This window comes from Halobacillus halophilus, assembly GCF_020171985.1.
GTDB lineage: Bacteria > Bacillota > Bacilli > Bacillales > Halobacillaceae > Halobacillus > Halobacillus halophilus_A.
Genome location: NZ_JAIVAL010000008.1, coordinates 1 through 20,199 on the forward strand (window position 1 = coordinate 1; position 20,199 = coordinate 20,199).

20 protein-coding genes are annotated in these 20,199 nt (G+C 45.1%); 8 read left to right on the forward strand and 12 right to left on the reverse strand.

What is annotated here, in order from left to right; translation table 11 throughout:
• Window positions 1–185, forward strand: a 185-nt coding sequence (locus LCM11_RS13390; protein ID WP_224894796.1) for an IS3 family transposase, incomplete at its 5' end; no start/stop codon positions are given.
• 288 nt (window positions 186–473) lie between these two features.
• On the opposite strand, the gene LCM11_RS13395 is transcribed toward LCM11_RS13390, so the two are convergent.
• Complete coding sequence (locus LCM11_RS13395) at window positions 474–1,673, reverse strand: DUF819 domain-containing protein (protein ID WP_224894797.1); 1,200 nt, start codon at window positions 1,671–1,673, stop codon at window positions 474–476.
• Between the two features lie 182 nt (window positions 1,674–1,855).
• On the opposite strand from LCM11_RS13395, the gene LCM11_RS13400 reads away from it, so the two are divergent.
• From LCM11_RS13400 to LCM11_RS13415, 4 genes are all read left to right on the forward strand, one after another.
• Window positions 1,856–2,209 carry a hypothetical protein gene (locus LCM11_RS13400; protein ID WP_224894798.1) on the forward strand — a complete coding sequence of 118 codons (354 nt, stop codon included), beginning with the start codon at window positions 1,856–1,858 and terminating at the stop codon, window positions 2,207–2,209.
• A 271-nt stretch (window positions 2,210–2,480) separates the two neighbouring features.
• Complete coding sequence (locus LCM11_RS13405; protein ID WP_224894799.1) at window positions 2,481–2,666, forward strand: hypothetical protein; 186 nt, start codon at window positions 2,481–2,483, stop codon at window positions 2,664–2,666.
• Between the two features lie 78 nt (window positions 2,667–2,744).
• Window positions 2,745–4,190, forward strand: a complete 1,446-nt coding sequence (locus LCM11_RS13410; RefSeq protein ID WP_224894800.1) for an esterase/lipase family protein — start codon at window positions 2,745–2,747, stop codon at window positions 4,188–4,190.
• A gap of 258 nt (window positions 4,191–4,448) precedes the next feature.
• Window positions 4,449–5,255 (forward strand): NlpC/P60 family protein, encoded by an 807-nt coding sequence (locus LCM11_RS13415; RefSeq protein WP_224894801.1) that lies wholly within the window; start codon window positions 4,449–4,451, stop codon window positions 5,253–5,255.
• Between the two features lie 64 nt (window positions 5,256–5,319).
• Here the strand turns inward: LCM11_RS13415 and LCM11_RS13420 are convergent, their stop codons facing one another.
• The 8 genes from LCM11_RS13420 to LCM11_RS13455 all read right to left on the reverse strand — a co-directional run bounded on the left by LCM11_RS13420 (window position 5,320) and on the right by LCM11_RS13455 (window position 14,114).
• On the reverse strand, window positions 5,320–6,822 hold the full coding sequence (locus LCM11_RS13420; protein WP_224894802.1) for a malate:quinone oxidoreductase: 1,503 nt from the start codon (window positions 6,820–6,822) through the stop codon (window positions 5,320–5,322).
• Window positions 6,823–7,021: 199 nt separating this feature from the next.
• A complete protein-coding gene (locus tag LCM11_RS13425; protein ID WP_224894803.1) occupies window positions 7,022–7,957 on the reverse strand; it encodes an aldo/keto reductase in 936 nt (311 codons plus the stop codon).
• A 216-nt stretch (window positions 7,958–8,173) separates the two neighbouring features.
• Complete coding sequence (locus LCM11_RS13430; protein WP_224894804.1) at window positions 8,174–8,350, reverse strand: hypothetical protein; 177 nt, start codon at window positions 8,348–8,350, stop codon at window positions 8,174–8,176.
• Window positions 8,351–8,361: 11 nt separating this feature from the next.
• Window positions 8,362–9,864 carry a cardiolipin synthase gene (gene cls, locus LCM11_RS13435; RefSeq protein WP_224894805.1) on the reverse strand — a complete coding sequence of 501 codons (1,503 nt, stop codon included), beginning with the start codon at window positions 9,862–9,864 and terminating at the stop codon, window positions 8,362–8,364.
• A 207-nt stretch (window positions 9,865–10,071) separates the two neighbouring features.
• Entirely contained in the window at window positions 10,072–10,443 is a 372-nt protein-coding gene (locus LCM11_RS13440; RefSeq protein WP_224894806.1) for a VOC family protein, read from the reverse strand.
• A 337-nt stretch (window positions 10,444–10,780) separates the two neighbouring features.
• Window positions 10,781–11,407, reverse strand: coding sequence for a TetR/AcrR family transcriptional regulator (locus tag LCM11_RS13445; protein WP_224894807.1), 627 nt, complete (start codon window positions 11,405–11,407; stop codon window positions 10,781–10,783).
• Window positions 11,361–12,623, reverse strand: coding sequence for an MFS transporter (locus LCM11_RS13450; RefSeq protein ID WP_224894808.1), 1,263 nt, complete (start codon window positions 12,621–12,623; stop codon window positions 11,361–11,363). The genes LCM11_RS13445 and LCM11_RS13450 overlap by 47 nt, the downstream gene beginning before the upstream one ends.
• 930 nt (window positions 12,624–13,553) lie before the next feature.
• Window positions 13,554–14,114 carry a sugar O-acetyltransferase gene (locus tag LCM11_RS13455; protein WP_224894809.1) on the reverse strand — a complete coding sequence of 187 codons (561 nt, stop codon included), beginning with the start codon at window positions 14,112–14,114 and terminating at the stop codon, window positions 13,554–13,556.
• A gap of 422 nt (window positions 14,115–14,536) precedes the next feature.
• On the opposite strand from LCM11_RS13455, the gene LCM11_RS13460 reads away from it, so the two are divergent.
• Both LCM11_RS13460 and arr read left to right on the forward strand, forming a co-directional pair.
• Window positions 14,537–16,123 (forward strand): solute:sodium symporter family transporter, encoded by a 1,587-nt coding sequence (locus LCM11_RS13460; RefSeq protein WP_224894810.1) that lies wholly within the window; start codon window positions 14,537–14,539, stop codon window positions 16,121–16,123.
• A 214-nt stretch (window positions 16,124–16,337) separates the two neighbouring features.
• A complete protein-coding gene (gene arr / locus LCM11_RS13465; RefSeq protein WP_224894811.1) occupies window positions 16,338–16,754 on the forward strand; it encodes an NAD(+)--rifampin ADP-ribosyltransferase in 417 nt (138 codons plus the stop codon).
• A gap of 61 nt (window positions 16,755–16,815) precedes the next feature.
• On the opposite strand, the gene LCM11_RS13470 is transcribed toward arr, so the two are convergent.
• Window positions 16,816–17,505 (reverse strand): LrgB family protein, encoded by a 690-nt coding sequence (locus LCM11_RS13470; protein WP_224894812.1) that lies wholly within the window; start codon window positions 17,503–17,505, stop codon window positions 16,816–16,818.
• Window positions 17,502–17,873 carry a CidA/LrgA family protein gene (locus tag LCM11_RS13475; protein ID WP_224894813.1) on the reverse strand — a complete coding sequence of 124 codons (372 nt, stop codon included), beginning with the start codon at window positions 17,871–17,873 and terminating at the stop codon, window positions 17,502–17,504. The genes LCM11_RS13470 and LCM11_RS13475 overlap by 4 nt, the downstream gene beginning before the upstream one ends.
• A gap of 717 nt (window positions 17,874–18,590) precedes the next feature.
• Between LCM11_RS13475 and LCM11_RS13480 the strand changes: the two genes are divergently transcribed.
• Window positions 18,591–19,037 (forward strand): hypothetical protein, encoded by a 447-nt coding sequence (locus LCM11_RS13480; RefSeq protein ID WP_224894814.1) that lies wholly within the window; start codon window positions 18,591–18,593, stop codon window positions 19,035–19,037.
• 39 nt (window positions 19,038–19,076) lie between these two features.
• Here the strand turns inward: LCM11_RS13480 and LCM11_RS13485 are convergent, their stop codons facing one another.
• Complete coding sequence (locus LCM11_RS13485) at window positions 19,077–19,946, reverse strand: alpha/beta fold hydrolase (protein WP_224894815.1); 870 nt, start codon at window positions 19,944–19,946, stop codon at window positions 19,077–19,079.
• Between the last annotated feature and the right edge of the window lie 253 nt (window positions 19,947–20,199).

The following is a 20,199-nucleotide window of genomic DNA, read 5'->3' on the forward strand; positions in this document are numbered from 1 at the left end:
ATGCCGTAGCTGAAGCAACATTTAAGGTTATCAAAGTTGAATTTGTCCATAACCAGGTATATGCCCATCAATCGATCTTGGATATTGAATTATTTGATTATGTGCATTGGTTTAATAATTTCCGAACTCATAGTACTCTGGGCTACTTAAGTCCAGTAGAATACAAATCTTACCACCTTAATTAAGTTGTCCAATCAAGTGTTGACATTCCAGATCCCGCAGGGAGTGAAACGAGCGAGGAAGCTCACCGTTCCCCCATAGGAAAGCGAGTTATTTCCCAACCAGCCCTTCTCCATTTAACGTAAAGGACCCAATTTATCTCGGAACTGAGTCTTTCGCTAACGGGAGCTTTACTTTAAAGTTAACACGGAAGTTTAATGTGATTAAAAAGACCTTATGCGGCGAGGCAATCCCTCCATGCATAAGGTCTTTTTCAAACGATGTTTCACTTTTTTCAAATGAGCTCAGGGTAATTAACCGCCGGCAATCATCCGTGCGAGCTGACCACAGAGCAGGGCAGCATAGGTACCGACCACATTACCGAGAATCCCCATCAGTAAGCCTACAGGCGCAAGGGCCGGCTGGAATACAGACGCGACAATAGGAGCCGAGCTTGTACCTCCTATATTCCCCTGCGATCCGACTGCTACGAAGAAAAGCGGCGCTTTCAGCAGTCGCGCGGCGGTGAAGATAAAGATAATGTGGATGGACAGCCAGACCATTCCCATCAAAATAAATTGCGGAGCCTGTATGATATCCAGCAGATTCGCCTGGGAACCGATCGCTGTTAAGAACAAGTAGATCCCGAGATACCCGATTTTACTCGCTCCGTAATACTCCAGATTCCGTACCTTCGTAAAGGATAGAAGAATCCCGACGGCAGTAATAATAAGGAATGTCCACGTGGACGTGTTCATGACATCCGTCTTTGGAATAAAGGATAAATCTGCGAACAACCGAACCAAATACGACCCGGCAAAACCGACAGCTATAATACCAAATAGCTGGGGCAGCTGAAGCGGCTTCGCGTTACGCTGTACATCCGTCGCAATTTCCTCATTCACTTTTTTAATCTGAGCATTGTCTGCGTCGTTCCAGCGGTTGAATCGGTCCTGGAAGTTAGCGAATGAAATCATGACACCCATCCATCCGATACCGACGAGCGTATCGGTCAAAATGATCGGACTTAGAATATCGTCAGGTGTACTGAAGGCTTCAATCATCGCACCCATATTGGCAGATCCGCCAATCCAGCTTCCTGCGAGCGCCCCGACTCCACGCCAGGCCTCATCAGGCAGAATTCCCTGAAACAGGGCGAAGGCCACGGGTCCGCCTACTACGACACCAATGGTACCGGCAAGGAACACCAGTACAGCCTTGCCTCCAAGTTTGAAGGTCGCTGGCACGTTCGTACTGATCATCAACAGAAGCAAACCTGCCGGGAGCATATACGTACCCATAAAGCTGTACAAATCAGAGCTTTGCGGAATAATTCCGAACGTGGTTGAAAGCATCGGTAAAAAGTACATCCAGATCAACGGCGGAAGATAGCCGAAGAATTTCTTAAGCGGCTTACTGGCTACGGTAGATAACATAAACACAATGCCGACAATCGCGATTAAATAAGCAAAAATCGCCATTGGTTCTTGTATAAAAGCTTGTCCAATATTCATGGTGCATCTCCTAACTGCAAAATCCTTTGAATTGTCAAAATATTATAGTGATAAAATTTCGCATTTAAGGAGTGTAGCACATATTTCGGACCGACAAAATAATTATGCTTTAACAATTTAAGGTAACAAGCAAACGAATGATTCCTGTCCGCTGGGAGACTCTAAAAGCAGGAGGGATCACCATGGACGAACGCAGCTTATCAATTGAAGAATTTAACGAACTTCTGCAGAAATGGAGTGGGAATACCATCCGCATTACGAAGCATGAACTTCGTGATCAGGACACCGTTTATATGAACTTAGATCATATTGATTATTCGAAAGATACGAGAAGAATGGACGAGTATGAGCCAATGCATGCCTTGCACCTGCACGGTACAGGCAGAACGGAGACAGATGCCTATAACGTTCAGCCGCTTCCGTCTACGTATTACGAAATTCCTTTAGAGGACTCTACTCAGTACCAATTTGGCGAGAATCATTTCTCCCTGGTTACCGATCGAGGCACCTATACCATTCAGCTTATCCATTATTAAAGCGCAGCGTTTGTCCCGGGCGGACAGGCGCTTTTTTATTTATTTAAAGGGTTAATTTGATCCTCACCAATCCCATTAATAATAAATGGACATTTATGGTAAAATGAGTAAAAAAGGTGGTATTCATATGAGCGACGTTAATCCCTCTGAATCTCTCCGGAACATGTTTTCGCTGAAAAATACTTGGCTTAGCTAGGTATCACTCCTCATCAATATGACGGCTATCCTATTATTCACCACGCTTCTCAACGGTGACGCGCCCGGGAAATCTATGAGCTATCCGGCAACGACCATTTTTACTCTTTTAGCCATAGCGGCTATAACGGGCTTAGTTGCTTTATTTGTCAGTAAAGGCTTCGGGAAGTGGATTGCGGTCCTTTCTCTCATTCTTGCGCTGCCTGTAGCTTTTTTAATCTATACAGCCATCGCGGTGTCAGGGATGGGTCAGCCTCATTAAATCCATACCCTGCCGCAGGCACTTACTCTTTACACCAGTTCCTATTTAGGAATATGACAGAAAAAGGAGGCCGATAAGATGACACCAAAGCAGCCGCACCATGATTCATTACCTTTCCAAAACAAAGCTTCCGGCAATCCCGGCGAATGGTATCTCGGAGACACACCCGACACCGTCTCCGATACCAGACGTCCGATTCTCTTCATTCATGGATTTAATCGATCGTCTGACACGTGGTATGAAGGCAACGATATGTACGCGACCGCTTACGATAATGGCTACGAAACCGCCTTTATTGATGTCTATCCGGACCGAAACATGTGGGAAAACGGAGCTTTGCTCGCGCAGAAAATCAAGGACATCTACCAGCATTTTGGAGAAAAAATCGTGGTGGTCGCTCACAGTAAAGGCGGTCTTGATACACAGACCGCTCTCGTTCACTATGGGGCCGATCCCTACATCGAACGAATGATTACCCTGTCCACTCCTTATTACGGTTCTCAATTAGCGGATTTAGCGTACAGCCGCTGGGGCAGCTGGCTTGCGAACATACTCGGAAGCAAGAATGAAGCCACTTACTCCCTGCAAACCGGCTACATGAACCGTTTCCGCTCTGAAACAGACAGCCAGCCGAATGTGTATCAGACGCCGATTTATACCCTCGCCGGTACGAAATGGGGACGGTTCGGCAGCTCGTTATACTGGGGCGGCTTATACTTGCGCGCGTACGGCAGTAATGACGGAGCCGTTACAGTGAAAAGCTCCCGGATTAAGTATGCGACCGAGATTCAAGCCGGGGAATGGAACCACACAACGATTAAAGAGGGCTCCTCGACATTCGGCGTTTTTAAGCCATTTTTACAGGAAGAAGTAAAGTCCTTCGCAAATCGCCAGGCCGCAAGCGCAAACCACGTGGTCCAGGATCCCGAAGCTGGCAACTACGTGAGCGGCGGAGCTTTTACCGGTACGACAAACGAAATCATCCATGTGGAAACAGGCGTTCACGAAATGACCGTCACCTGGGTGAATAACCAGGCCGATGCTCATTTAACCCTTATGGACCCTGATCGGAATCCCCATCCGTATTTCACAACGGATCAGGATCCAGATGCTTTTTTCGAAGGAGCGTATCATCACACCCTCACCATTCACCAGCCTGCACCTGGAGAATGGACACTGGAAGCGAGCTCTGCGCAAAAGGAGCATTACTTATTAAATGTCAGCTTCGCGAGTCCTCTTAACGCTTTACTCAGTACAGCACTTTCCCGTGAGGACCGGAATATAAAGATAAAGACGCATAACTTACAATTCCAAACCGATGTAACGATCGATTATTACAAAAATGGCAAGCTGCAGCTCAGCGATCAGAAAGTCAGTCAGGCAAGCGAAGCTTTCGAGGTCCCCGACCTCGGAGAAGGAATATATAATATGACGATGAACATTCACGGAAGCTATGCCCAGCAGCCTTTCCGGCGTACGATCATTCAATCCGTCTATGCAGATGGCCACGGAAATCTCTACTAAAGCGAGCGGAGTGGTGGGTCCTCCGCTTCTGTAATATTCTGTAGATATTTGTAAAATGATTATCATATTAGCTTAATCTTCCTGAAACCTCCTTGGATCCATACTTTGTTAGACTAAGGATTAGTTTGAAAGAAACGCACTATTCAACATCCATCGATTCAAAACGACAGCAAGTACATAAATCCAATACAATAGCTACTCCCTTTCAAACTTCTAATGTCCAACGTCCGCAGGAATTTACAACAAGGAGGAGTTTGAATGTATAAATCTAGATCATCCGTACGAAAATATGTGGTTTCGTCCACCGTGGCCGCAACCATCGTTCTCTCGCCTATGGCCACTCAAGGCGTGTTTGCGCAGGCGAATCCAGACCAAATAGAGGAAAATAACACTAGTGAGACCTCTGAAATCAGCTTTCTTCACAGAGGAGATCAAGGGGAAGGCGTAGAAGCGCTGCAAACTGAACTTCAATCGCTTGGTTATTATACATATAGCCTGGACGGCCTTTTCGGCCCGATTACCGAAGATGCCGTGGAAGAGTTTCAAGCCGATCAAGGTCTGAAAGTCGATGGATTAGCCGGACCGAACACGATGGCCGCGCTATCCTCGATCGAAGAGTCAGATAAAGAGGAAGATGACGAGGCACAGGAAACAGAAGAAGCACCTGAATCAGAAGTATCCGCTTCCGGCCAGGTGGATTCTGAATCCAGCGAAGTGGCTGAGGTTGCCGAAGATCTCATCGGCGTCCCTTACGTCTGGGGCGGTACCACACCAGATGGTTTCGACAGCAGCGGCTTCATTCAATACGCTTATGAGCAAGCCGGAATAGACCTGTCCCGTACTCACCGTGCGAATTGGAGTAACAACGGAGAATTCGTTGACTCACCTGATGTTGGGGATCTTGTCTTCTTTGAAGGCACCTATGATGTAGATGGCGCGTCTCACAGCGGCATTTATGTGGGCGATAACAAGATCGTTCACGCAGGAAGTGACGGCATTGAATACGCCGATCTGACGAATGACTACTGGCAGGATCATTATTTAGGAACGAAGTCTTTTCAATAACCATTAGAAAAAGGATGACCTCTGCACCAAAGCAGAGGTCATCCTTTTTTATATGATCATCCTATTATTGATGAACCGGTTCTTTTTCCTTCAGTCCAAGCGTTCTTGCCGTGGAGCTGTGAATTTCGTTCAGCAGATCCTGATGCTCACTCAGCGACTTCCCGTAAGAAGGAACCATTTCCCTAAGTTTCGGTTCCCATTCGTTCATATACTGCGGGAAGCAGCGATCCAGCACGTCGATCATAACATGCACAGCCGTAGAAGCACCTGGCGAGGCACCAAGCAGAGCCGCAATTGATCCATCGGCACTATTCACAAGTTCTGTACCGAACTGGAGCGTTCCTTTGCCGCCTTCTTCTGTGTCCTTAATCACCTGCACACGCTGGCCTGCAACAACGAGATCCCAATCTTCGCTTTTCGCATCGGGGATAAATTCGCGCAGCGCTTCCATCCGCTGTTCTTTCGTCTGCAGCACTTGCCCGATCAAATATTTCGTGAGCGCGATCTCTTTGACACCAGCGGCAAGCATCGTCATAATGTTACTCACTTTAATAGATGTAAATAAATCAGCAAGTGAACCTGCTTTTAAGAACTTCGGAGAGAAGCCGGCAAACGGACCGAACAACAGCGACTGCTCATTATCGATATACCTCGTATCCAAATGAGGAACCGACATCGGAGGAGCTCCTGCTGCCGCCTTGCCATAGACTTTCGCTTCATGCTGTTTGGCTACTTCCGGATTGTTACAGACCATGAACTGGCCGCTTACCGGAAAACCGCCGAAGCCTTTTCCTTCAGGGACACCGGATTTCTGCAGCAGATGCAGACTGCCGCCACCGCCGCCGACAAAGACGAAATCCGCGGAATGAAGCGCCGTTTGATTGCTGTCCATATGCTGGACTTTCACCATCCATGAGCCGTCATCCGCACGTTTCACATCGTCCACGCGCTGATTGTAGTTCAGTTGTACTCCCTGGCTTTCCAGATGATCAAACATCTTCTCGGTTAAGGTTCCGAAGTTTACATCGGTCCCGGTTTCCATTCGCGTCGCCGCCACTGGTTCATCCAGAGTGCGGTTCTTCATAATAAGCGGAATCCATTCTTTCAGCTTTTCCGGATCCTCGGAAAATTCCATCCCCTTAAACAGTGGATGGTCCGTCATCGTTTCATAACGTTTCTTCAGAAAGTTAATGTTGTCCCGCCCGTGAACGAGGCTCATATGAGGCAGGGATCGCACGAACTCTTCCGGGTTATGGATATATCCTTTGGTGAGGAGGTAGGACCAGTACTGCTTGGTAATCTGGAACTGTTCATTGATTTTAATCGCTTTACTAATATCGATCGAACCATCGCTTTGCTCTTTTGTGTAATTGAGTTCACAAAGTGCCGCATGGCCGGTTCCGGCATTATTCCATACGTTCGAGCTTTCTCCACCTGTCTTATCAAGCTTTTCAAACACTTTAATATTCCAATTGGGTGCTAATTCTTTCAGAAGCGATCCTAACGTGGCACTCATGATGCCGGCGCCGATCAGAATCACATCCTTACTCGTTTCTCTGTTGGTCATTGTTAACCATCCTTATTCCTGAGTTTTGCAGAGAAGCTGCGGGCGTCATTCAGTCGCACCTCTCCAATAATAAAATACTAGCTACCTATATGATAACGCTTTATCCGTGAAAAAGTCATGCTTCCTTACCTATTATACATGATTTATAACTGGTAAAAAAAGGTTCAATTATCCGGTAAGGATTTCTAATCCCTGCCCATTACCACCCCAGGCTGGCATCCTTGATTTCTTCTGCCCAAAACTCTTTTAATTCCTTAACCATTTGCGCGGGTAAATCATCTTCTGATGCATTCAGATTCTGGTTTAATTGTGGAATATCTTTTGCTCCGGGAATAATGGCTGACACTTCTTTATAGGAAAGAATAAATCGCAGGGCAGCCTGTACCATAGAGTAGTCACTTCCTACAATACGACGAACTTGTTCGACTAACTTTCCTCTTCTTTCTATGTCCTCTGCACTCCATCTGCTTCTGATGCCGCTAAAAGTGCTGCTCGCATCGTACTTTCCAGTAAGCCAGCCAGAATCAAGTGGAACCTTGGTAATAACGCCAACTCCTTGCTCATGAGCTGATGACATGGCGTCCGCTGGTTCTTGATGGAAAAGGTTGAACATGACCTCGATGACCTGACTTTCCGTATGATTCAGTAGTTCCGACATCTCTTTTCCCGTATCAACCGAAGCCCCAAACGCTCTAATCTTTCCCTCATCTTTCAATTTTTGTAATACCTCAAACTGCGGACTATTTCCATGAAGAGATGAGAAAGGAGGATTGTGCAGGAGAAGACTATCCAGATAATCCGTCTGCAACCTTCGCAAACTATCTTCTACGGATCCTATCAATCTTTCAGGATCAAAGTCTTGTTCATCATTGGGATGATGACCGCATTTACTGCTGATGATCACCTGATCTCTTTTGCCCTTCAAGGCCTTTCCCAGCAGTTCCTCACTTTTACCCGCGCCATAATTCGGGGCGGTATCAAAGAAATTACAGCCTGAATCCATAGCTGCATTCACTAGATCCATAGCTTCTTTATCCGACATCTTTCCCCAATCTTTCTCATTACCTAATTGCCACGCTCCAAAACCAACCTCAGACACTTGCATTCCTGTATTACCTAGGCTGCGTGTTTTCAATTTTGTTCTCCACCTCTGTTTCATTTTTAAGTTCAAGGTACGAATTAAGTAGAATAAATGAATGTTTCCTAGTCAGTACTTCTTTTTCGATGAAGGATATCAATAATAAAAACCTTCCCGTAATAGTTTACACCCAAAAACTAACAAATTCTAATAGGAAGATGATCCACCGCTGTTATACAAATTCTTTTAAAAGAATTAGGGCCATTTCTGAGATCAAGCCAAATAGCTTAGGCTCCCAAACGAATAGAAGATTTCAAGCGGAGTATCACTTAGAAAAAACGTTAGATTTCCAAAGGTTCTATGACGGGGATCTCTAACTTTTCGATTTCTTTCACAATCCATCACATAAAAAAGAGCTTCCACTCTGCGGGAAGCTCTTTTTATAGTCATTTAGGTCACTCCTACAAAGCAGGTGAAAATAAACGGGCAAACGATTCTTTCGTTCGCACCATGATCCCTCGATTATGGAAGGCTTCTGCATCTACTTTGTGGCTGTTCTCCATATCATGCTTGTAATTATCAATCAGACTCTGCACGCTTGAAGTCCGGAATAAAAAGGCATTCACTTCGAAATTTAAATTTAGACTTCTAAAATCGACGTTAGCCGTGCCGATTGATGCAGACTGACCATCTACAATCATAATTTTCTGGTGCATAAACCCTTTTTGATACTGATAAATTTCAATTCCTTTATTGAGGAATTTGCCAAAATAAGACCGGGTGGCATATTTCGGTAAATAACCATCACTGATCTCAGGGACCATCAATTTCACCTCGACCCCTTTCTTCGCCGCCATGGACAAGGCCGTACGAATGTCCTTATCCGGCACGAAGTAAGGCGTAGCGATCCAAACAGAATGCTTAGCGGTCGCAATCATATCGAAATAAAGCTCCGCGATCATACCCTGATTGGCATCAGGACCACTCCCCAGTATTTGCACCCCGCCAGAGTACTCCTCCTTATTCTGAACAGGCGTGTACGTATCCAGATCCAGGGTCTCATTTTTCAAATAGGACCAGTCAATCATGAAAATGGTCTGGAGACTGCGTATGGATTCTCCTTTTACTTTCAAGTGCGTATCCCGCCAGAAACCGATTTTAGGATGTCGTCCCAGATATTCATCACCGATATTTAAGCCACCGACAAACGCTGTGTCGCCATCGACCACAATAATTTTCCGATGAGTGCGGAAATTAATCTTCTGATTAAAGAACCCGCTTGATATAGGATGAAAACATGCCATCTCGACACCGGATTTTTTCATACTGCGCTTTGCATTCCCCGACATTCCAATACTGCCGGCCGCATCATAAATTACTTTAACCTCAAGACCAGCTTCCGCTTTTTCCTTCAGAATATCGATAATCTCCTGGCCAATCTGGTCATCACGAAAAGTATAATACTCCATGTGAATGTATTCTTCAGCTTCCCGTAACCGTTCTTTAATAGCAGGAAACGTCTCGTCTCCATCTTTCAAAACGGATACCTCAGAAGAGAACGTAATGGGAAAACCACTTTCCGCTTCGATTCGATTGGAAATGAATTGTTCCTCACTGGTCAGCTGATTCCAGCCATTCGATGTGTTTTTATCAATGGACGAATCCAGATACCTTTGATTGTCCTCTCTCTTACTTTCAAATAAGTGCCCTCTGACCTGTAATTGACCTGAATAAACAAAGAAAACGTAACCTACCACCGGAAAGAATATAATCGAATAAAGCCATAAGAGTGTTTTGTGGGGGGCACGGTTTTCCAGCATCAGTACATAACAGACAGATAATATGATGATGACATAAACAGCGGCGGCCGATGCCCTGATCGGAAAGGGCTGCTCGCTGAATAATGTCAGATAAAATGTAGCGCCGAGTAGTAGAATGAAAACGATTTGTCTCATTTGCTTCATTAAGTGTACGTCTCCCTCTTTTTCTCTGTGTAAATCTTCCTATAATACATCTGCAAATTACCCTTTTAAAAAATGAAATAAACATGATCGCAGAAGGTAAAAACAGGGATATCTTTTGTTCCAGATGCTGCTGTTAAAAATATAGATAAAAAAACACGTCAAGGACGTGTTTTACTGAAAAATGACGCACGTTAGAAACCAACAAAACTATCTATGCTGATCGATCAGGATGGGGTTCCCATCAGGGTCGATCATAGTAATGTTTTCCGGCCCCTCCGTTGTTTCGTCAGCTTCCGATACCAGCTCAACCCCATGCTCCTTCAGCTGCTTCTGGATGTCCCGCACATCTGTAAATGGATTCACATCTTCGGCATTTTGATTCCAGCCAGGATTGAACGTTAAAATGTTGTTTTCAAACATTCCCTGAAACAGACCAATCACACTGCTTTCATTCTTCATCATCAGCCAATTTTGGGTAATGTCGCCGCCGAACACTTCAAATCCCAGCTTTTCATAAAAGGCTTTCGATGTATGAATGTCTTTTACACTCAAACTGATAGAAAAAGCACCTAAACGCATAAAAATCCCTCCTGGATAATTAGTTGTACTTAGATAAGTTCGCGTTTGTTATGTGAAAATCCTCCACTGCTTTTTGACGGTGAAGAAGTTTTCACCTGACCATGAAGATTTCATAGCCTGCCCGCTTATGGCTTTTTCACCTTTTTGTCATAGATCGAAACGGCCCACAAACAAGCGATCCCCACAAAGAAAATACCCAGGCCAGCAAAAAATGCGGCTATATAGAGTAACCCCACCTTTTTCCCCTCCTCACGGTCTGTTTCTCCCTCTATCATACCAGTTTTAATCAGGATTTTATGTAAATTTCACCCTTATATAAAGGAACAAAAAATCCCCCTCATGAAGAGGAGGATACATCCAGCGCCATCTTTAAATACTCGACAAACAACTCCGACTGCTCCTTCAATCTCACCTTTTCCTCAGGCTGAATGGCATGATCAAGCGCCAGACCATCTACAAACGTAATGATCGACCTCGCTAACAACCCGCTATCATAGCGGTCGCTGAACTCTCCGGTTTCCTGTCCAGCTTTGATCACTTCGTCATAAATGTTTACACCCATTTCGTACCGCTTCTCCCCATAGGTACGACGCCGTTCATCATGACGGCCGGTGATAAAGAATTCGAGCTTGCTCGGGGCGAGCGGGTCCATATTCGTATCCGGTCTTCCATCTTCCCCGAACATCAGCTTCATAAGCAGCGTCCATTGCGGAGAGGCCGCTTCCTCAAGAGAAAAACCGGTATCTTCCGCTTCCTCACTAAGTCCTTCCTCAAGAATCGCTTCGAACAGGTCCTCTTTATTGGAAAAGTATTGATAAAGTCCGCCCCGGCTGACATTGGCGGCTTCCATCACGTGCTTCATCGTCGTATGTTCATAGCCTTGCTCAATAAAAACTTGCGTGGCGGCCTTCATAATATCAGCTCGTCGTTGCTTCAGGTGCTCTTTGCTTACTCGTGGAGACATCTGCATTCCCTCGCTCTACGTTTCGTTTTGTCAAAAATCCGATCAGTGCTACCAGGACGAGAAGACTCGCCGTAATCGTGAACGTCGGAACTACACCGATGATCGTGGCAATCCAGCCTCCAAGCAGCGGGCCAATGATTGTCGCCGTGGTCATCACGCTGTTGAGAACGCCGAACACGCGCCCCGTCATATGGACAGGCGTATGGACTTGGACGGTCGCCTGGAAAGGGACGAAAATCAGGCTCGCCGAGAAGCCGGCCGTGAATCCGAGTCCCGGCCCCCACAGGGTGGAATAGCCAAGGTCGTAATGGGCAAGAACCCCCATCATGCCAAAGCTCACGCCGATCCCGCATACTCCGAGCAGCATGAGTGGATAAGGATTGTAGTCGGTTTTCTTCGTTAGTAAGAAGCCAGCCATGAACATCCCGAGCCCTGACCCGGTCACAAGGTATCCGAATAAATCAGGAGAGGCATAGGTCAGTTCTCTGATCAGGACGATCAGTTGTGAATCGGCAGCCTGCAGGATCAACAGGCTGAGCCCCACCAGGGTCAAACCAAATAACATGAAGCGGCTTGATTTAATAAAAGAAAATCCTAACGCGAATTCCTTCTTGAAGGACTCCTGCGACCCTTCCGTTTCTGATAATTCAGGTTGCAAGGCGTTCGGGATGAACAGCAGGACCACTGCCGAAATCGCAAAGGTGGCTGAATCGATCAAGAACACCTGCTGGGCACCGAATACCGTCACAAGTAAGCCACTTACAAGCGGACCGAGAATCTTTGTGGACGAATCGATCATCGAGGTGATCGACATCGCCCCTTTCATATCTTCCTCTGCCACGATTTCCTTCAGCTTTCCGTTTTTTGCTGGAATGAACAGCGAGGAAAAAATCCCGACCGCGAGCAGCGTGGCATAGACCATCCAGAGCGATGAAGCCACGGTTAAAAGAAGAATCAACCCTGCCCGGACCACATCCGATACGATCATAAGCGTTTTCCGGCTGAAACGGTCCGCTACCATACCGGCTAAAGGACCGAACAACGCCATCGGCACCGCTAAGCATAGGAATACGAACGAAACTTCAAGCGGGGTTGCTTCCCACTTCAATCCGACCAATGTAATGATAGCGACAATGCTCAGCCAATCGCCTATGCTGGAAATCGCCTGCGCGGACATCAAGGTGATATACCCTTTGTTTTTTAATAAACGCTTCATGTACGTTCTCCTCTCCCTAAAAAGACACCAGTGTCGTTTTGGTACTTTTAATTATAGCGACACCAGTGTCGTTTTGCAATCTTTTTTTAAAATCTGGCTCTTTAAGTGATAATAGTTGAACATTTCGAGCGATTGCTCTGTAAAGTATCCATGCTGGTTGCAAGAAACCGCGACCAGGTGAGCTTCTCTCAGACTTTAGGAAAATGGGGTGACTGTAAATTTATATTTCCCTTACGCTACCCCCTCGGTAAGAGTTACATGAAAAAATTCAAAATAAAAAGCCCTGTCACTGAGTGAGAGGGCTAAGATAAACAACTTAGGTGACCCAACCATGTAAGAATCATCCTTGATTCTAAACACTTTTGAATTTCTACTTGCTTGATGGACAATCCTTGGAGAGTCCGTCTCCTCCTTCTGTTCAGTCCATTTTCTCCTCCATTTCTCCTAAATTTAAATGAAGAGATCAAGCACTTGCTAAGGTGGGTCTCTATGTTTGGACACTTAATCCTTGACCTACCTTAAGGGGGAAGTATCCTCTTACCAAGTCTTCACGTCACCTACGAACTGTAGGTTATTCGAGCACCTGACCATTCAAAGTTTGTTCTTCATCCTTTCAAAGGATGCACATCCTTAATTGGCAGGTCTCTTTGTTCGTTTGGAAACGAACTCGTGATGGTTGAGCCACCTAAGTTGTTTAGTTGTTTGTTATCTTCTTTACACTTTTATTATACCCCTATTTAGTGAACTGAACGGAGTTATTTGTGGCATTTTTGTGAATTATTTCACAAATAATCCAACATTTTATTTTAGAACAAAAATATAGCTTTAAAGCCGAACGACGCTTACTACCGTAAAGGAAGCAATTAGGTGCACTATCAATATGCCTTTCTTCAAATCTACACTATCTTAATTAAACATTAGTTCCAAACCCTAACGCTCCAGATCCCTCATAACCTTAGCTGGATTCCCTCCAACAACCACTCCATCCGGGACATCTCTCGTGACCACAGCCCCGGACGCGATAACAGCGTTATCTCCGACGGATACGCCCGGATTAATGCCGGCACGTCCGCCAATCCAAACGTTATCCCCTATCGTAACTGGTTTTGTATATTCAATCCCGGAGATTCTCTCTTCCGCATTGACCGGATGAGTATTCGTATAAATATGAACACCCGGAGCCATCATGCAATTCGCTCCTATCGTCACGGGACCTCCATCCAATATCGTACAGTCAAAGTTTGCATAAAAGTTTTCCCCTGCGTGGATGTTGTATCCATAGTCACAACGAAACGTTGATTCTATATAAATCTGTTCACCCGTCGATCCAAATAACTCTTTTAATAAAGCCTTGCGCTTTTCTTCTGCATCTTCACGGGTTTCATTGAAGGAACGCACCAGGATCCTTGAACGAGTTCTGTCGTTCTGCAATTCTTGATCTTCCGGGTTATACAGCTCTCTGTTGATCATCTTTTCTTTTTCTGTATTCATGTGCTGGCTCCTTTATTTTTTATTTACGTACTCTCTTTTCCTGGAGGAATCCAGCCACCACGTTTTTCACGTTTGAATTTCTCCCTGGTAGTGGAACAAGGTTCGTTCAATCCAGGCATGCTTTCTTACGCTTCCAGGTATTCCAATTGAACTCCCCCCCTAAAAATAAATTAATTTAACGAAGTTATCTATAAAACTCTCGAAATTTCCCGAAAATTTGCATTATGCCTTTTATAACAGGCTACCATATGTTAGATTAGCATATGATTAATTAAATTATTTAACAAACTACTTTGCAAACGCATTCAATATGAATTCGGTACATAGACGATCACTTCACGCCCTTACATAAGTCTTAGATCCATTTCATGCTTATGCAGACCAAAGGAACGTCCCCACCCTAATGAGAAGGAGAGAAAAATATGAATCTATTCACCATTGTATCGTTCTTATTTTTTACTGGTTTAGTTGCTTTAATTTCGTATTATATTACGAGAAAAGAAGATTTGAATTCGCAGGATGGTTATTTCCTGGGAGGCAGAAGTCTGGGTGCCTGGACGATTGCAGGTTCTTTAATGCTCACCAACCTGTCAACGGAACAATTAATCGGGCTGAACGCTCAAGGGTATTCCGACACCATTGCCGTTATGGGGTGGGAAGTAGGAGCGGCCATTGCATTAGTCGTCGTCGCCTTTTTCCTTTTACCAAGGTATTTAAAAGGCGGCATTACGACCATTCCGGACTTCCTGGAAGACCGTTATGATTTTGGGACCAAGCAAATCGTTACGATCCTGTTTTTATTCGGCTATATATTAAATCTATTGCCGCCGATTTTATATTCCGGAGCCGTCGCCATGAATGGGTTGTTCAACATTCCAGAAGCACTCGGCATCGGCAGGATTCCTTCTTTATATGTAACCGTACTGGCTATAGGCATTGTCGGCTCTATTTACGCTATTTTCGGAGGTTTGAAAGCGGTTGCCGTCTCCGATTCGATTAACGGGATTGGACTTTTATTTGGCGGATTAATGATTCCGGTTATCGGCTTATTCGTCCTCGGGGATGGTTCCATTGGCGCCGGCTTTTCGACCATTCTGGAAAATTCTCCTGAGAAATTGAATTCCATCGGGGATTCTGAAAGCCCCGTCCCATTCAGCACTATGTTTACCGGGATGCTGCTTGTGAATCTGTTCTACTGGGGGACGGCTCAGCACATTATGCAGCGGGCTATTTCAGCGAAAAGTTTAAAAGAAGGTCAAAAAGGCGTTCTGATTGCGGCCTTCCTAAAATTGCTGGGACCAGTTTTTCTTATCCTGCCAGGCATTATCGCTTTCAATATGTTCGGTCCGGATATGGAACCAACCAATGCTTATCCGAGACTGGTAAATGAGATTCTGCCAACGCCTTTAGTCGGCTTTTTCGCTGCGGTGTTATTCGGGGCTATTCTTTCTTCCTTTAACTCAGCCTTGAACTCATCCGTTACCTTGATTTCTTTAAATATATACAAGCCCTATTTCAAACCACAGGCCTCTGATAAAGAAGTGGTCCGCAAAGGGAAATACGTCGGTACGGTCATTGCTTTATTCGCGATCAGTATCGCACCATTAATCGATTTAGTACCGCAAGGGTTTTTCCAATACCTGCAGATGGTCAACGGGTTCTATAACGTACCGATCTTCACGATTATGATTGTCGGTTATCTGACCAAACGAGTGCCGGCCATTGCAGCGAAGATATCCCTGTTTGTATTTATCTCCACTTACGCAACGACGCAGTTATTCTGGGATACCGGCTTACACTTCCTGCATATCCTGGGTATCTTGTTCGTCGTATGTGCAACGCTCATGCTAATTATCGGAAAGCTCTATCCAAGAAACGAAGACTTCTATCTGGAAGAGAAGTCCAAAGTAGATATGACGCCATGGAAGCTGCTATATCCAGTTGGAATTGCCGCAACCGTCGCGATGATCATTATCTATACACTGTTATCTCCGGTTGGCATTCTGTAAAACTAATAACCGATAGCAAAAGGGAACTCAAGAGTTTTGAGTTCCCTTTTTTATGAAAAATTACTTTTAATTGAACGCTTCTGGAGGAAGGACGGCACCTCATCTTTCTACTTCCATTATACCGCGAGCTGGCGGTAAATTATAGACTACTCTTTCTATGGACCCTGCCCTATACTGTTATATACAAGTCTACTAACCTGAGAGGTGTATCCATATGAATGAGAAAAAAGATGTCTTAGATTCTGGTCCCTTCTTTCATGGAACGAAAGCCAAGCTGAAAATCGGCGAGCTGTTAAAACCGCAACACCGCTCCAATTATCAGGACAAGAAATCGAACTACATTTATTTTACAGCCACGCTGGAAGCTGCCAAATGGGGCGCCGAATTAGCCTCCCCTTCATCTCAGGAAAGAATCTATGTCGTAGAACCATTAGGCGATTTCGAAAATGACCCGAACGTAACGGACAAAAAATTTCCCGGCAACCCTACACGTTCTTTCAGGTCTAAATCGCCTTTGAAAATTGTAGCTGAGCTTGGTTCATGGGAAAGACATTCTGAGGAAGAAATCCATCACATGGTTATTTCTATTAATAAGCTGCGCGATCAGGGAAAAGCCGTTATTTACGATTAATCCTATTCCCACTATCACAAAGAAAGCTCTGACCCTTAATGGATCAGAGCTTTCTTTTTTATTACAACAGCAGCAGCGTCAGTCCCGGCGCAATAATCGAGACAATCACCGCACTCAGAATCATCGCCACTGTACTGATCGATCCCTCCAGCGAATCGCGTTCCATCGAAGCCGCTGTACCAATTGCATGGGAAGCACTGCCCATCCCGACACCACGGCCAATTCGGTGAGTCAGACCGCTGTATCTCATGACGAGGGGATGAATCAGCATCCCACCGATCCCGGCGATCATCACGAATACGGCGGTAAGAGGCATCACGCCCCCTGTGGATTCGGAGATCGACATCGCAACAGGAGTCGTGACCGATTTAGGCACGATCGAATAAATAATCTGACTGCTGAAGCCGGCCCATTTACTAAGCAAAAGACCAGAGCTGATGCCGACTAGCGCTCCGACCGTTGTCCCGGTCATGATCGGCACGAGCATCTTTCTCAAAATATCCCGGTGCTGATAGAGCGGGTAAGCAAGTGCCACAACCGCAGGACCTAACAGACGATCTACCCACTTGCCGCCCGTCATGTAGGTTTCATAGGAAATATTAAAAAGCAGAAGAAACACGATAATCACAAGTGTTGCAACAATGACTGGGGTCGTGTAGATGCGTCGGTGCTTCCGGTAAAGGCGGAGAGACCCGATATAAGCAGCAATCGTAAATCCGATCATAAATAAAGCTACAATCACAGCATTCATGCTTCTTCCCTCCTTTTGACCATCCACTGGGTAACCCGGCCAGCCATCGCCATGACGAGCGCCGTGCTGAAGAGACCAATCCCGATCAGTAGTACCCCTTTTCCTTTAAATACGTACGCATAGCTAATGATCCCAACCGTAGCGGGTATGAAGAAGAAAGGCAGGTGCCTGACCATGAAGGAGACTCCTTGCTGCAGAATCCATTCCGGCACCAGTTTGAAAGACAGTAACGTAAACAGGATCAACAGCCCGATTACACTGCCTGGGATGAACAGATCAAACAGGTTCTGGATCCCTTTGCCGGCTAAATAAATCAAATATAGCATGGCAATTTGTATAGGTATGATAATGGCTTTATCTTTGAACAACTTGAACCCTTCTCTCTATGGAAAATTTTGCATTTTGGTAAGATTGAATATAGAATAACTTAGAACCCATTCTATTTTAAGGGAGAGGGTCTTTTGAAGATTATGAAAAACATAATTCAATGGCTTGCCATCGTTTTCCCGTTTATACTAGTGGGATATCTCTTATTAACAAGATATACAGACTTGCCTTATTCCCCAGGCTTGACCACTCTAGCCTTATTCTTGATGATTTTCTTTTTGGGAATCCAATCTTTCTTGGAAAAAAGAAAACCCGCTGCCTGGATTTTTATAAGCACAAGTGTCCTCATGTTACTTATGATGTTTCTGTACTAAAAAGATTTCCACCAGATAAAACATCTTTAAATACCTCCACTATGATAACTTTATTTCCGATGGATTTACAGTATTTAATAAAGCACCTAACCCTGTGGGAGAGAACGGATGCAGAACGATCACCATAGAAAACGATTACATGTCCTCCTACATTCACATCGATCGTTATCGACTCCCACTCTTGATTAACCGGAGAGCCATAGCTGATGTTCAGGCTTTAAGTAAAGGAGCATCACTTTTTCAAGCAAGCGGTAAAGACTAGTCACATAAGAACCAATGAATCATACATGAATGAAGACCTATATTTTTGTAAAAAAATTAGGTCTTTTTACGTTTTCTTTAAACCGCAAAAGGGGAAGTTCATACAAATAGGGAGGAGATCGCTTGGAAGAACTGATACGGGATTACGGATCAACTGGGACAGTATGGATATGGCTAGTGATAGCAATCCTGATTGCGGCGGGAGGCGTAGCTTTATCAATCGCTATTTCGAAGGGCAAGTTTGATTTGCCACGGGTGAAAATCGACCGCCTGCGCTACGTGTCCTGGGCGCTCGTATTCACAGGATTGCTAATCGCATTATTTACGCTTGCAGATGGGGAGATCACCTTCAATCAAAACAATCGAGCGTTAGAGCAATGGAACGAAGACGGCTACTATGTAGAAAACTACGGAGAGATCGAAGAACGAGACGGTGAAACGATCCAGGTAAAAGAAGGATCTCAGGATACCACCACAGAATTGAAAGCGGATCATATCCTCTACGGCTGCGACCGGGATGTTTATGCCGAAGTAACCAATGGAGAGGTATGGATTTGTGTCTCTGAATAGTAAAAAGGGCGGTCCTCTCCGTGAGGACCACCCTTTCGCTTATTGCTTTTCTTCTAAAAACTCACGCATATACCGATTGACCGTTTCCGGCTGTTCATGATGCGGAGCATGGCTGACCCCTTCCATACGATGAATGGTAAGGTCACGAACATAGTCTTCCACTCCGTCCAGATTACTGTTTTCAAAAGCAGGATCCGCATCACCCCAGATGATCAACGTCGGCGAATCAAACATTTGATAAGGCAGATCCAGCGGCTGTTTCACATGCTCCTCGAACGGATAGAAAGAAGCCGCCCGATAATAATGAAGCATCGATTTCATCGCACCTGGCTGCATCCACGCGTCTATGTACTTCTGCTCATCTTCTTCTGTTAAATACCCTTTTCTTCGTCCAGGAATCGTCATCATCTTCCTCAACCGCTCCGCATTGTTCTCCAGAAGCTTATCGTGCGAGTCCGGACGCTGAAAATAGCCCATATAACTGCTCGCTTCGCGCTGCCCCGGGTTCTCCTTCAGTTCACGCCTGAACGTGTACGGGTGAGGAGCATCAAACATGATTAGTTTCTTCACATAGTCAGGTTCCGTGTACGCAAGCGTCCACGCAATCGCCCCGCCCCAGTCATGGGCAACTAAAATGCAGTCCTTCTCACCAAAGGCTTCAATCAGCTGTTTTACATCCTCCACGAGAATCGACATGTCATAGGAGGCCACCTCTTCTGGCTTATCGGAAAGGTTATACCCTCTCATATCCACCGCGACGACACGATAATCCTTAGAAAATTCTTCGATTTGGTGATGCCAGTTGTACCAGAAGTAAGGAAACCCGTGGAGAAACAGCATGAGTTCGCCTTCTCCTTCTTCGACGTAATGAAGATTGACATCGTTGACTTTCACATATCCTTTTTGCATGATTCTTACCACCTCTCCTACAAATACTTTCAATATGGTGCCACTGTACTCCTCTTCACAGGAAAGGGCAATTAGAAAGTCTCATTTTTTGGATAATTAAGAAAAATAACCTAGCAAATGAATAGCTCCTTATAAGCCCAATTTCTTTTATGACATAAAAGCATTCACGCCTTATTAAACTATTCCATAGAGAAAATTCATTACATAAAGGAGTTTTGGTTATGGAAGAATTTAAAATTCACTTAAAATTAGG